Annotated in this window: 13 protein-coding genes and 1 riboswitch; of the genes, 7 read left to right on the plus strand and 6 right to left on the minus strand. The window is 74.2% G+C overall.

The window, feature by feature from the left end; translation table 11 throughout:
- The 6 genes from BLT76_RS06060 to BLT76_RS06085 all read left to right on the plus strand — a co-directional run bounded on the left by BLT76_RS06060 (position 1) and on the right by BLT76_RS06085 (position 5,899).
- Positions 1 to 1,389 (plus strand): TadA family conjugal transfer-associated ATPase, encoded by a 1,389-nt coding sequence (locus BLT76_RS06060; protein WP_090852334.1) that lies wholly within the window; start codon positions 1 to 3, stop codon positions 1,387 to 1,389.
- Positions 1,386 to 2,366 (plus strand): type II secretion system F family protein, encoded by a 981-nt coding sequence (locus tag BLT76_RS06065; RefSeq protein ID WP_090852337.1) that lies wholly within the window; start codon positions 1,386 to 1,388, stop codon positions 2,364 to 2,366. The genes BLT76_RS06060 and BLT76_RS06065 overlap by 4 nt, the downstream gene beginning before the upstream one ends.
- A gap of 1 nt (position 2,367) precedes the next feature.
- Positions 2,368 to 3,291, plus strand: a complete 924-nt coding sequence (locus tag BLT76_RS06070) for a type II secretion system F family protein (protein ID WP_090852340.1) — start codon at positions 2,368 to 2,370, stop codon at positions 3,289 to 3,291.
- Positions 3,291 to 4,892, plus strand: coding sequence for a sensor histidine kinase (locus tag BLT76_RS06075; RefSeq protein ID WP_090852343.1), 1,602 nt, complete (start codon positions 3,291 to 3,293; stop codon positions 4,890 to 4,892). The genes BLT76_RS06070 and BLT76_RS06075 overlap by 1 nt, the downstream gene beginning before the upstream one ends.
- Positions 4,889 to 5,545: a response regulator transcription factor gene (locus BLT76_RS06080; protein WP_090852346.1), complete on the plus strand. Its 657-nt coding sequence runs from the start codon at positions 4,889 to 4,891 to the stop codon at positions 5,543 to 5,545. Before BLT76_RS06075 ends, BLT76_RS06080 begins: the two co-directional genes overlap by 4 nt.
- Before the next feature lie 117 nt (positions 5,546 to 5,662).
- Positions 5,663 to 5,899 (plus strand): Flp family type IVb pilin, encoded by a 237-nt coding sequence (locus tag BLT76_RS06085; RefSeq protein ID WP_090852349.1) that lies wholly within the window; start codon positions 5,663 to 5,665, stop codon positions 5,897 to 5,899.
- A 22-nt stretch (positions 5,900 to 5,921) separates the two neighbouring features.
- On the opposite strand, the gene BLT76_RS06090 is transcribed toward BLT76_RS06085, so the two are convergent.
- From BLT76_RS06090 to BLT76_RS06115, 6 genes are all read right to left on the minus strand, one after another.
- Positions 5,922 to 7,157 (minus strand): M48 family metallopeptidase, encoded by a 1,236-nt coding sequence (locus BLT76_RS06090; protein WP_090852352.1) that lies wholly within the window; start codon positions 7,155 to 7,157, stop codon positions 5,922 to 5,924.
- Complete coding sequence (locus BLT76_RS06095; RefSeq protein ID WP_090852354.1) at positions 7,154 to 8,365, minus strand: hypothetical protein; 1,212 nt, start codon at positions 8,363 to 8,365, stop codon at positions 7,154 to 7,156. The genes BLT76_RS06090 and BLT76_RS06095 overlap by 4 nt, the downstream gene beginning before the upstream one ends.
- A gap of 50 nt (positions 8,366 to 8,415) precedes the next feature.
- Positions 8,416 to 9,399, minus strand: coding sequence for a C40 family peptidase (locus tag BLT76_RS06100; RefSeq protein WP_090852357.1), 984 nt, complete (start codon positions 9,397 to 9,399; stop codon positions 8,416 to 8,418).
- A gap of 31 nt (positions 9,400 to 9,430) precedes the next feature.
- A riboswitch (cyclic di-AMP (ydaO/yuaA leader) is annotated at positions 9,431 to 9,565 on the minus strand.
- Positions 9,566 to 9,705: 140 nt separating this feature from the next.
- A complete protein-coding gene (locus BLT76_RS06105) occupies positions 9,706 to 9,912 on the minus strand; it encodes a hypothetical protein (RefSeq protein ID WP_090852359.1) in 207 nt (68 codons plus the stop codon).
- A 47-nt stretch (positions 9,913 to 9,959) separates the two neighbouring features.
- A complete protein-coding gene (locus tag BLT76_RS06110; RefSeq protein WP_090852362.1) occupies positions 9,960 to 11,228 on the minus strand; it encodes an NYN domain-containing protein in 1,269 nt (422 codons plus the stop codon).
- A gap of 6 nt (positions 11,229 to 11,234) precedes the next feature.
- Positions 11,235 to 11,495, minus strand: coding sequence for a hypothetical protein (locus BLT76_RS06115; protein ID WP_090852365.1), 261 nt, complete (start codon positions 11,493 to 11,495; stop codon positions 11,235 to 11,237).
- 113 nt (positions 11,496 to 11,608) lie between these two features.
- Between BLT76_RS06115 and BLT76_RS06120 the strand changes: the two genes are divergently transcribed.
- Positions 11,609 to 13,390, plus strand: a complete 1,782-nt coding sequence (locus BLT76_RS06120) for a DEDD exonuclease domain-containing protein (RefSeq protein WP_090852367.1) — start codon at positions 11,609 to 11,611, stop codon at positions 13,388 to 13,390.
- The last annotated feature ends 4 nt before the right edge of the window (positions 13,391 to 13,394 follow it).

The raw sequence follows: 13,394 nt of genomic DNA on the forward strand, positions 1-13,394 counted from the left end.
GTGTCCAGCCTCTCCGACCGCCTGGCCGCCGTGCGCGGTGACGACGACGCGGCCCACGACCACCCGGCTCCCGCCCCGCAGCCCGAGCCGCGCCGCAGCCTGCTCCCCCAGCACGACCGGATCGAGGAGTTGAAGGCCCGGGTCCACGGCGAGCTGGTCACCGAGCTCGGCCCGCATCTGTACGACGCCGACATGGACCAGGACGAGCTCGACGGGCGGGTCCGCACCGTGCTCGCCGCGGTGCTCGCCGCCCAGGACCGGCCGCTCAGCAGCAGCGACCGGACCCGGGTCACCCAGGAGATCAGCGACGACATCCTCGGCTACGGCCCGATCGAGCCGTTCCTGCGCGACCCGGCGGTCTCCGAGGTGATGGTCAACGGACCCGCGAGCGTCTGGGTGGAGCGGGGCGGCCGGCTGGAGCCGGTCGACGCCCACTTCACCGACGAGGCGCACCTGCGACGCACCATCGACAAGATCGTGTCGCGGATCGGGCGCCGCGTCGACGAGTCCAGCCCGATGGTCGACGCCCGGCTCCCCGACGGCAGCCGGGTCAACGCGGTCGTCCCCCCGCTGGCCGTCGACGGCTCGGCGCTGACCATCCGCAAGTTCGCCGTCGAGGCGTTGACGGTCGAGGACCTGGTCGCGCTCGGCTCGCTGACCGCGGGCGCCGCCGAGTTCCTGCGGGCCTGCGTGCGCGGCCGCCTCAACGTCGTCGTCTCCGGCGGCACCGGCGCCGGCAAGACCACGACCCTGAACGTGCTGTCGTCCTTCATCCCCGGCGACGAGCGGATCGTCACCATCGAGGACGCCGCCGAGCTGCAGCTGCGCCAGGAGCACGTCGTCCGGCTCGAGTCGCGTCCTGCCAACATCGAGGGCCGCGGCGCGATCACCATCCGCGACCTGGTCCGCAACAGCCTGCGGATGCGGCCCGACCGGATCGTCGTCGGCGAGGTCCGCGACGCATCCGCGCTCGACATGCTCCAGGCGATGAACACCGGCCACGACGGCTCGATCTGCACCCTGCACTCCAACGGTCCCCGCGACACGCTGGCCCGCCTCGAGACGATGGTGCTGATGGCGGGCATGGACCTGCCGGTCCGCGCGATCCGTGAGCAGGTCGCCTCGGCCGTCGACCTGATCGTCCACCAGACCCGCTTCAAGGACGGCACCCGCCGGGTCACCCACCTGACCGAGGTCGATCGGATGGAGGGGGACGTGATCACCCTCCAGGACGTCTTCGTCTGGGACGGCTCGGCCGGCTTCGACGCCGACGGTCGTGCCCTCGGCCGGCTGGCAGCGACCGGGCTGCGGCCGCGGTTCGTGGAGCGGCTGACCCAGGCCAACGTCGAGGTGGACCCGCTGGTGTTCGTCCCGGGAGCCGGCCGGTGAGCGGCGGCTGGCTGCTGTACGCCGGCCTCGCCGCGGTCGGGCTCGGGCTGACCGGCGTGCTGGTGCTCCTGGTCCCGCGCCGTCGTACGACGATGGCTCCGGGCGAGCGGGTCACGGCGTACGCCGGCCTTGACCCGCGGGAGCGGCCCGTCGCCGCTCCGCACGAGCAGGAGGCGGCGCTCGCGCAGGCGACCGGTGCCGCCGGCCGCGTGCTGCACCGCAACCGCGGGCTCGAGGAGCGGATCGCCACCCGCCTGGACGCCGCCGGCAGCGGGCTCCAGCCCGCCGAGTGGCTGCTGGTGCACACCGGCGTCCTGGTCGGTGCCGGCCTGGTCGGCCTGCTGGTCGGCCGCGGCAGCCTGGTGCTCGGCCTGGTCTTCCTGGTCCTGGGGGCCCTCGGACCGTGGGTGGTCCTCGGGCTGCGCCGCTCGCGCCGGCGTCGGACCTTCGAGGCGCTGCTGCCCGAGACCCTGCAGCTGATGTCCGGTTCGCTGGCCGCCGGGCTCTCCCTCGCCCAGTCGGTCGACACGATCGTCCGCGAGGGCTCCGAGCCGGTCGCCGGCGAGTTCCGACGGGTGCTGGTGGAGACCCGGCTCGGGGTCTCGCTGGAGGATGCCCTCGAGGGTGTCGCCGACCGGTTCCGCAGCCGCGACCTGGCCTGGACGGTGATGGCCGTCCGGATCCAGCGCGAGGTCGGCGGCAACCTCGCCGAGCTGCTCGACACGGTGGCCGCGACCATGCGCGAGCGGGAGTACGTCCGCCGCCAGGTCAACGCGCTGGCCGCCGAGGGCAAGCTGTCGGCGATCGTGCTGGCGGCACTGCCGCCGGTCTTCCTCCTCTACCTCCTGTTCGCCAACCGCGACTACGTCGAGGTGCTCTTCACCGACGTGCGCGGCCTGGTGATGCTGGTCGGGGCCGGGCTGTGGCTCGCGGTCGGGGCGTTCTGGATGAGCCGTCTGGTCCGGGTGGAGGTCTGAGATGGTGCTCCTGCTGGTGCTCGGCGTCGTCCTCGTGCTCGTCGCCCTCGTGCTGCTCGGCCAGGCCCTGCGCCCGGCCGGCGACCTGACCGGCGTCGGCCGGTCGCTCGCCGTGCTCGAAGCGATGACGAGCGCCCCCGCCGAGCTGCGCCAGGATGCCGACCGCCCCTTCTCCGAGCGGGTGGCCGGGCCGCTGCGCGCCCGGGCCGCCCGGATCGGGCGACGCCTGGTCGGCGCCGACCGCACCGAGCGCTACCGGCACCGTCTGGACCTCGCCGGCAACCCCGCGGGCTGGGGCGTGGACCGCGTCCTGACGACCAAGGTGATCGGCGCGGCCGCCGGCCTGGTGGCCGGCCTCGGGCTCGGGCTGCTGCTCACCGACGCCACCACGCTGCGAGTCGTCGCGCTGGGGGTCGGGCTGGCCGTCGGCTTCTTCGCCGTCGATCTCTACCTCTACCAGCGCGCCTACGACCGCTCTGAGCTGGTCCAGCGCGCCCTCCCCGACGCCATCGACCTGCTGACGATCAGCGTCGAGGCCGGCCTCGGCTTCGACGCGGCGGTGCGTCAGGTCGCCCGCAACACCGACGGCCCGCTCGCCGACGAGCTGGCCCGGGTGCTCCGCGAGATGCAGCTCGGGCAGGGCCGCTCGGAGGCCCTCCGCGGACTCGCCGAGCGCACCAACGTCGCCGACCTGCGCACCTTCGTCTCGGCCATGGTCCAGGCCGACCAGTTCGGCATCCCGGTGGGTCAGGTGCTCCGCGTGCAGTCGCAGGAGATCCGGGTCAAGCGCCGCCAGAGGGCCGAGACCCGCGCTCAGCAGGTGCCGGTCAAGATCACCGTGCCACTGATCTTCTTCATCCTGCCCGCGCTCTTCGTCGCCGTGCTCGGCCCGGCCGCGATCACCATCATGGACAGCGGGATCTGATGCTGGTCGAACGTCATCCGCTCGGCTACCTCGCCCTGGCCGGGCGCGTCTTCGGGCTGCTGGTCATCGGGGCGCCGGTGCTGTGGTCCAAAGACCACTGGGCGGTCGCGAGCCTGGTCCTGCTCGGCGCGATCATGGTGGCCTGCGCCGGCCTCGACCACGTCTCAAGTCGGTTCGACCAGTTCTCACCGGCCCCGGAGGCCGTGCTCGTCGCGACCGTCTGCAGCCTCTGGGTGCCCGCCCAGTCACCCCTGGTCGCGGCCCTGGCCCTCCCGGCGCTGAGCGGGGGCCTGCGCCGCGGCCTGCGCGGGGTGCTGGTGGCCCTGACGGCCGAGATGGTGGTGCTCACCGTCATCACCGTCCCGGGGTGGCTGCCCGACGTGAACCCCGACGAGGCTCTCGCGACCAGCACCTGGCTGCTTGCCGGCCTCGGCCTCGGGCTGATCGGGGCCTTCCTGCACAGCGTCGTCCGCCGCGAGCCGTCGCCCTCCGAGCCGTACGTCTACGCCCGCAGCCTGCTGCGCCAGCTGCTCGACCTGTCGTCCGGCCTCGACTCGGGCCTCGACCCGCAGGTGCTCGGCGGCCGGATCCTCGCCGAGGTCCGCGACGAGCTGCCCACCTCCACGCTGGCCCTGTACGTCGCCCGCGAGCACACGGTCACCCCCCTCGTCACCACGTCGGTCGGCGAGCCCCGTGACCTCGAGGAGTGCGGGATGGTCGCCGTCCACGCCTGGTCCCAGAGCCACACGATCGTGGACGGTCACGTCTTCGCCTTCCCGCTCACCACCGGCATGGACACACCTGCCGTCATCGCCGGTGTCCTCTCGGGACGTCTCGACAACCAGCGCTTCGGCCTCGAGGAGCGGCTCCGCCGACTGTCCCGCCGGCTCGAGCCCAGCGCCCTGCACCTCGACACCGCGCTGCTCTTCCTGGCCTTCCGCGACGCCGCCAGCGCCGAGGAGCGGCGCCGGCTGGCCCGCGAGATGCACGACGGGGTCGCCCAGGACATCGCCTCGCTCGGCTACCTGGTCGACGTCCTGGTCGCGAAGCCGGACGCCCCCGAGGTGCCCGAGCGGATCGACGTGCTCCGCGACCGGATCAGCTCGGTGGTGTCCGAGGTCCGGCAGACCGTCACCGACCTGCGCACCGACGTCGGCACCAGCGCGAGCCTGGGCGCCGCGATCAGCGCCCTGGCGCGCAGCCTGAGCGAGGTGTCCGGGATCCCGATCCGGGTCACCCTCGACGAGCACCCCGCCCGGCTGAGGTCCGACGTCGAGGCCGAGCTGCTGCGCATCGCCCAGGAGGCGATGAACAACGCGGTCAAGCACGCGCGGGCCAGCACCATCGACGTCCGCTGCCAGGTGCACGCGCCCCAGGCCCTGATCTCGGTCTCCGACAACGGCCTCGGGCTGCAGCGCGGCCGCACCGACTCCCACGGCCTGAAGATCATGCGGGAGCGCGCCATGCTCCTCAACGCCGACCTCTACATCGAGGAGGTCCCCACCGGAGGCCTCCGCGTCTCGGTCTGGGTACCCGGCGCCGCCCGGCACGACGACCAGACCGAGACCGACCCCAGCGAGACCAGGACGGTGACCGCATGACCGAGTCCACCAGCCCCACCCCCCTTCTCCTCGTGGACGACCACGAGCTGGTCCGCGAGGGCCTGGCCAGCGTGCTCGACCTCGAGGACGACCTGGCGGTGGTGGGCACGGCCGCGAACGTGGCCGAGGCGCTCACCCTCTTCAACCAGCTCCGACCCCGGGTCGTGGTCACCGACCTTCAGCTGCCCGACGGCACCGGTCTCGACGTGGTCCGCGCGCTGCGCCGGCTCGACGAGAACGTCGGCCTGGTCGTGCTCACCATGCACTCCGGCGACGACCAGATCTTCGCGGCGATGGAGGCCGGCGCCTCCGGCTTCGTCGGCAAGGACGCGCCCTCGCGCGAGGTGGTCCGGGCCGCCCGGCACGCGGCCGTCTCGCCACGGTCGTTCGTGTGCGCCGGGCTGGTCGAGGCGATGATGCGCCGTACGTCCTCGGAGTCGACGCGGCTGACCGACCGCGAGCAGGAGGTGCTGCTGCTGCTCGCCGAGGGCCTCGGGGCCGGCGCCATCGGCGACAAGCTCTACATGAGCGAGTCGACCGCCAAGTCCCACATCGCCCGGATCTACCAGAAGCTGGGCGCCTCCAACCGCGCCCAGGCGCTGGTCACAGCCATGCGGATCGGCCTGCTCTCCAGCGTTCGGCGCGCGGAGTAGCCCGAACGGACTACCCCGGGTCCGGCCGCTCTCCCGTACCGCGGCCGGCCCCTCTCGCGGATCCTTGATGGTGTGAGGGAGGGACCTCTCACCCCGTCAGCCCCGAGAGGACACGCCATGCTTGAGAACCTGCGCACCTTCATCGAGAACCTCCGCGACGCCCGTGCCGAGCGGCGCGACGAGCGCGGCGCCTCCGCGGTCGAGTACGGCCTGCTGGTCGCCGGCATCGCGGCGCTCATCGCCGCCCTCGTCTTCGTCCTGGGCGGGCACATCCAGGGAGCGTTCCAGGACACCTGCAGTGCAGTCTCGAAGGGCACCGGTGCCGCCGGTGACCCGAAGTGCACGACCCCCTGATCCCGCTCCCCCCACGGGACGGCTACCGGCCCTCGCCGATCCGCTCGGCGAGGGCCGTCCGCTGCAGCACGGTGGGATGGCTGCCGAACCAGAAGTGCTCCCAGGCCGGTCGCTCGGGGTCGGCCACGGAGCGCAGGGCGAGTTGGCGCTGCAGCTCCACGAAGGCGGCCGGGTCCTCGGTGGCCCGCAGCGCACCGACATCGGCGCGCAGCTCGATCTGGCGGCTGATGGTGTTCTGCACCGGGCTGCTCAGCACCAGCGCGACGGCGTACAGCGCCAGCACCAGCGGTACGACGGCCGGGTCGGCGGGCGATCCGCCCCGGCGTCGTAGCGCGCCGAGCACCACGCCCAGCAGCCCGATCGCGAAGCAGGTGCCGGCCGCGCCGAGCACCGTCCCGGTGACCACGTCGTCGTGCTTGGCGTGGGTCAGCTCGTGGGCGACCACGGAGAGCGCCTGGTCCTGCGGCAGGTCGTCGACCAGGTTGTCGTAGAGCACCACCCGGCGGCTGCCGGCGATGCCGGAGACGTAGGCGTTCAGCGTCGTCGTACGACGGGACGCGTCCGCGACGAGCACCTCGTCGACGTCGACCCCCTCGCGCTCGGCCAGCGCCAGCACGCCGGTCCTGAGCGAGCCGTCGGGCAGCGGCTCGAAGTTGTTGAACAACGGCTCGACGACCAGTGGGTAGGTGAACGAGCCGAGCACGACCAGCACCGCCGCGATCGATCCGGCGACCGCCGGCCAGGCCCGGCGCCACCGGCGCGCGCAGGCGACCAGGACCAGCAGCGCGAGCGAGACGCCGACGACGTCGACCGCCTCGCCCTTCGCGAGGTCGACCGCCCAGGCCGGCCAGGACTGCGTGCTCAGGCCGTAGGCCAGCAGCTGGCGGCGCATCAGCACCGCGAACGGCAGGGTCAGCAGCCGCAGGCCGACCTCGAAGACCGCCACCGCCAGCACGACCGCCACCCACCAGGGTCCCGGCAGCCGCGCGAAGAGTGCCCGGCCGCGACGGGAGAACCCCAGCCAGCAGGCGGCGGCCAGCCGGACGGCCAGCGAGGCCCAGCCGATCCAGTCGGTCCGGCTCGCGAACCCGGCCGCCCGGTCGAGCTGCTCGGGCGTGAAGAGCGTCGCCGGGTCGGTCGGCGTCAGCGGGCCGCCGGGGACCGGGTCCCACGGCACCAGCAGCACGGCCAGGACGACGAACGCGACCCCGCCGACGGCCGTCGTGACGAGAGCGGTGGTGCGGGCCGGAGGGGTCACCCGGCCAAGTCTGACAAACGGTCCCGCCAGGCCCGGACCAGCTCGGCCTCGGAGAGCCCGGCGTCGTCCCGCAGGGCCTCCGCGACCGGGGTGCCGGCGGCGACGTCGTCGTACAGCTCGACGAGCGCGGCCTCCCCCGCCCGCTCGGCCAGGACCACGCAGGCCAGCCAGGCGCTCTCGTAGACCGCGCCCAGGTGGGTGGCCTGGAGGTCGAACTCCGTCGCGCCGGGCAGGGCGTCGGGCGGACCGTCGCGGCGGACCTGCTCGATGATTTGCGCGGCCGCCGTCGTCTCCGGGATCCGGACGTCGCGCAGCGCGACGTAGTCGGCGAAGCCCTCGAGCAGCCACAGCGGCGTGCTGCTGCTGGACGGCGCGTCGGTCGCGACGTGGGTCGCCTCGTGGCTCATCACCACCTGGGCGCCGGTGGCCCGCAATCGGCCGAGCTCGGCGGGGTTGACCATCACGTGCACCGGGGCGTCGGGGGCCAGCGAGCCGTCGACGCTCGTGGTGACCGCGGCGATGCTCGCGTAGGTGCCGGGCTCGGCGTCGAGGGCCCGGTCGAGGTCGTCGGCGGTCGCGGGGATCTCCACGACCAGTCGCGGCCGCCACCCGGTGACCACCCGGCGCACGACCGGCACGGCCCGCTCGGCGAGCCGCGCATAGCGGTCGGCGTCCTCCGCCCGGGCGGCCAGCACCAGCGTCTCGGGCGTACGACGGACCGCGACCGGTCCGGCGAGCCACAGCGGCGACCGTGCCTCACCGCCCCCGAACGAGACCAGGGCCACCTCGCCGTCGACCGACCGGAAGGTCACCTCCACCTCGGCCAGCGCGGGGGCCCGGTCGAAGCCCGCGAAGCGCCAGCCGAGGTCGGCGCGGGCCGACCAGCTGCCGTCGGCGGCCGCCGGTCCGGTGGCGTCGACGTAGCGGGCGGAGAGGTCACGGACCTCGAGCTCGCCGGCGTTGGTCGCGATCGCGGCCAGCCGGTCCCCGGCCGCCGGGTCGTCAGCCGGCGCCAGGGCGCGGGCCGCCTCCGGGTCGGCCGACGCGGCGGCCGCGACGAACTCGCCGAGCACCCGGCCGGCGCCGGCCGGGTCGACGGCGGCCGCGGACGGGCCCGCGGGCGGCGCGGCGACGTACGGGTCGTCGGCGAGGGTCTGCCAGGTCACCACCCCGACGACGAGGAGCAGGGACAGCGAAAGGCCGGCCACCCACCAGAGGGGGCGACCGGCCTTCGGCCGAGGAACGTGGGCCAGCGTCGTCAGCCGGGCCGGACGGCGCCGACGTACGGCATGGAGTGGAGCTCGGAGACGCGGACGCCGGCACCGGGGTTGGCGGCGTGCACGATGAGGCCGTTGCCGATGTACATGCCGACGTGGCTGATCGGGCTGTAGTAGAAGACCAGGTCGCCGGGCTGCAGGTCGCCCTCGGCCACGTGCGGGCCGGAGGAGTACTGGGCCGCGGACGAGTGCGGCAGCGCGACGCCGGCCTGGGCCCAGGCCATCATCGTCAGGCCGGAGCAGTCGAAGGCGTTGGGGCCGGCCGCGCCGTAGACGTAGGCGTCGCCGACCTGGGCCATCGCGTAGGAGATGGCCGCACCCGCGCGCCCGGAGGCGGGGACGTCGGACGGGACCCGCTGCGAGCCGCGCGACAGCAGCTCCCTGCGCTCCTCGGCCTTCAGCTCGTCGAGCAGGTCCTTGGCCTCGGCGAGCTTGCCGTCGGCGGTCTTCTTCTCGGCCGCCAGCGCCTCCTCGGTCTGGGCGACCTGGTCGGCGCGGGCCTCGGTGGCGTCGCGGCGAAGGTCGAGCGCCTCGACCTCGGCGGTGTAGCCGGTCAGCAGGTCGCCCTGCAGGTCGTTGTAGGTCGATATCGTCGACAGCTGGGTGAGGAAGGCGCTCGGGTCGTCGGAGACGAAGAGCTGCCCGGCCGCGGACGTCGCGGAGCCGGAGTACTCGCGGACGAGGGAGTCGGCGACCTGGTCGCGGATCACCTCGAGCTTGGCGTCCTGACGCTTCTCGTCGGCGCGCAGCGCGTCGAGGTCGCTGCGCAGCTCGCCGAGCTCCAGCTTGGCGTCGTTGTAGCGCTCCGAGGCCTGCTCGGCCTCGTGGAAGAGCCGGTCGACGCGTGCCTGCACGTCGTCGATGTCGGGCTCCGCCTGCGCGGGCGAGGAAGGGACGAAGCCGACGGATCCGGCGAGGGCGAGGCCCGTGAGGGCGGTGATGAAGCGCTTGCGACCGTTGAGCACGAGCGGTCTGGTCCCCTTGTGGTGTCGTACGCCTACCGGGTGAGCTGACGGGTTCGGGCACGACTTGCCCTACTCACGCTCCTCGTACGACGCCCGAGAACGCCACACGCCTTGCGAGAGATTCACCCCAGAAGTGGTGGGTCCCCGGCTCCCGGTCCGCACGCGGACCGGAACTCGACGCGGTGCCCGCGCGAACCATGGGCGGTCCACTTCCACGAGCACCTGAGTGCGACAGGCTAGTCGCCCGTGACGGGCTGGCAAAACCCGCTCGGGGTGTCGCGGTCGTTTCTTTACCCACCCCGGCCCTCAGGCGGACTCGACCACCGGGGGGTCGACCGGCCGGACCAGCCGCAGCGGCGGCACCAGCCCGCTCTCGGCCAGCACGTCGAGCGCCCGGCGCTCGTCGTCGTCGAAGGTCAGCTCGGGCGGCGGGCCCAGCAGCACCGTGACCACGCAGTCGTGGCACGCCAGACCTCGCACCACGCAGGTGTCGCAGTCGATTCTCGTCGTCATGGGAGGAACCGTGGCACCCCCCACCGACAGTCCGCCTGTGGACCGGGTCAGGAGGTGCGGGCGAGGAGGCCCAGGAGGACCTCGGCGGCGACGGCGCGGGCGCCGGCGCGGGTGACGTCGGTGGCGACCTGGCGGTCGCTGGAGACGACCAGGACCATCCGCCCCGGGGGCTCGGCGGCGACCAGGTCGCGCAGCACGTCGTCGGCGATCACGCCCTCGGGGCTGAAGAGCACCTTCACGCCGCGCGGCGCGCGCACCACCGGGCGTGTCGCGCTGGCGGCGGCGTCGAAGACGACGGTCGTCTCCGCGCCGGTGCGGGCCGCCACCGGGGCGATCGCGCTCAGCAACCGGGTGCGCTGGGCCTCCAGCGACGAGTCCGGCCATGCGGTCTTGCTGACGTTGTAGCCGTCGACGAGCAGCCGGGCGCGCGGCATCGCGAGGTACTGCTCCAGCAGGGCCGGCGTCGCCCCTCCCGGTACGGCGGCTGCAGGCGCGGCCGGCGCCCCCGCGTCGGCGACCTCCTGCTCGACCCGGTCCCCCGGCGCGCCGGAGGCCGGCGGCAGGCCCAGTTCGCGCTGCAGGCCGGCGGCCGCCTCGAGCACGGTGTCGAGGAGCACCCGGGCCCGCAGCGTGCCCTCGTCGCGCTCGGCCCGGGCCGCCCGGCGACCGGCGCTCAGGTCGGCCTCGGCCCGCTCGAGCTGGGCGCGCAGGCGTCGTACCTCCTTGTCCTGGGCGGCGACCGCCGCCTCGGACTCGGTACGGCGCTCCTCCGCGGACCGGGTCGCCGCCTCGGACTCCTGGCGCGCCGAGCGCTCGGCGGCCCGCGCCTCGCCCAGCTTGCGCCGCAGGGCGGCGACCTCGGCCTTGTACTCGTCGACCTGCACCCGGTGCGCCGCGCGCACCTCGCGCAGCGTCTGCTCGGTCTGCTCCAGCCGCTGGCGCAGCCGGGCTGCCTCCCCGTCCTCGCGCTCGGGGTCGCCGTCGCGCGCGGTCAGCTCCTCCGCCGCCGCCACGACGACCGCCTCCCAGCCCTCCGGGCGCAGCAGCCAGGCCAGCGCCACGCGCTGGGCCGCGTCGTCAGGGTCGGCCGCGGCCCGGGCCGCCACCTGGGTGGCGACCCGCTCGCGGAACTCGTCGTCGGCCAGCGCCGCGGTGATCGCGCCGGTGCCGAGCCGGGCACGGCGCGCCGGCGCGAACTCCGCCACCCGCCGCAGCGACGGCGGCAGCCGGATCACGGCCGGCAGGGCGTCGGCCGTCAGGGCCACGACCCGCACGCGGGCCGCAGCCGGCAGCGCGTCGAGAGGGCCCGTCGCCATGGCGGTCTAGCCGGCCGCCGGGTCGTCGGCGACGGCGGCGTCGTTGCGGGAGACGACCTCGATGGCGTCGGCCCGGCCGCACCAGCGGCAGGTCACCGACCCGACGGTCTCGCCGTCCACGGCCGTCTCCTCGACCCGGTGGTCGCCCGCCAGGTCGAAGTGCCAGTACTCCGTCGTACGACGGGTGCGGGTGACGTCGAAGCGGGTGAGGTTGCCGCAGCCGGCGCAGCGCCAGCGGTGCGCGGCGTCGGGGATCACGGTGCTCACAGGGGTTCTCCTCGTCGGTGGTGCTGCTCGGGACGCGACAACCCTAGGACCGACCCGGCTGGCGCTGGCGCGCCGCCCACGGATTGTCGGTGGCCCGACCTACGTTCGTGGTCATGAGCAGCGCCACCCACGGTGCGCGCTCCCGCTGGGAGTCGCAACGCAGTTTCGACGAGCTGGGCCGACGGCTCAGCGACGTCACCTTCTGCGTGGTCGACCTCGAGACCACCGGCGGCTCGGCCCAGGGCGGGTCGATGATCACCGAGATCGGGGCGGTCAAGGTCCGCGGCGGCGAGGTGCTCGGCGAGTTCCAGACCCTGGTCGACCCCCACACCGAGATCCCGCCGTTCATCGCCGTCCTCACCGGCATCAGCAACGGCATGGTGGCCGGAGCGCCGTCCATCGAGTCGGCGCTGCCGGCGTTCCTGGAGTTCGCGCAGGGCAGCGTGCTGGTCGCCCACAACGCCCCGTTCGACGTCGGCTTCCTCCAACACTTCGCGGCCCAGCAGGGCCGGGCCTGGCCGACGTTCGAGGTGCTCGACACGGCCCGGCTGGCCCGCCGGGTGATCACCCGCGACGACGCACCCAACTGCAAGCTCTCGTCGCTCGCCAAGCTCTTCGGGGCCACGACGACGCCCAACCACCGCGCGCTGTCCGACGCCCGCGCCACCGTCGACGTGCTGCACGGGCTGATGGAACGCCTGGGCGGGCTCGGCGTGCACACCCTGGAGGAGCTGCAGACCTTCTCCTCCCGGGTCAGCACCGCCCAGCGCAAGAAGCGCCACCTCGCCGAGGGCCTCCCGCACTCCCCCGGCGTCTACCTCTTCCGCGACGACAGCGAGCGGGTCCTCTACGTCGGCACCTCCAAGGACCTGCGCACCCGCGTCCGCAGCTACTTCACCGCCTCCGAGACCCGCTCGCGGATGGGCGAGATGGTCGGCCTCGCCGAGAGGGTCGTCGGCATCGAGTGCGCCACCGCGCTGGAGGCGGAGGTGCGCGAGCTGCGGCTGATCGCCGAGCACAAGCCCCGCTACAACCGCCGTTCCCGGTTCCCCGAGAAGGTCCACTTCGTCAAGCTCACCCGCGAGCCGTGGCCGCGGCTCTCGCTGGTCAAGCGGGTCCTCGACGACGACGCCGACTACCTCGGCCCGTTCGGGTCCCGCAAGGCCGCCGAGAAGTGCCTCGCTGCCCTCCACGACACGTTCCCGGTGCGCCAGTGCTCCGAGCGGATGGGCCGCTCACCGTCCCGGACTGCCTGCGTGCTCGCCGAGCTCGGCCGCTGCCTCTCCCCGTGCGACGGCAGCGTCGACGAGGCGACGTACGCCGCCGTCGTGCGCCAGCTGCGCGACACCCTGCTGAGGCGGCCCGACGAGGTCGTCGAGGCGATCAACACCCGGATGGAGGCGCTCGCCCGCGACGAGCGCTTCGAGGAGGCCGGCGCCCACCGCGACCGGCTCGCGGCGTTCATCCGCGCCGCAGCCCGCACCCAGCGGCTCTCCGCGCTGACCCGCTGCCCCGAGGTGGTGGCCGCCCGGCGCGAGGACGACGGCCGCTGGGCCGTCCACGTCGTCCGCTTCGGCCGGCTCGCCGCCGCCGGGGTGATCCCCTCCGGGGCCGACGCCCACCAGTTCGTGCGCGAGCTGCGCGCGACCGCCGAGACCGTGCACGGCGCACCCGGACCGGTCCCGGCCGCCACCGCGGAGGAGACCGAGAAGGTGCTGCGCTGGCTCGAGTCGCCGGGCATCCGGCTGGTCGAGGTCGACGGCGAGTGGGTCTGCCCGGTGGCCGGTGCGACCCGCCACCTCGCGGTCCACGACGCCGTGGCCGAGTCGCGCCGCTCGCTGGTCCCCTTCGGCGAGCGCCGGGACCTCGCGACCATCCACCGACCGACCCGATAGCGTC

Source organism: Nocardioides lianchengensis, assembly GCF_900101465.1.
In the GTDB taxonomy this organism is placed as follows: domain Bacteria; phylum Actinomycetota; class Actinomycetes; order Propionibacteriales; family Nocardioidaceae; genus Nocardioides; species Nocardioides lianchengensis.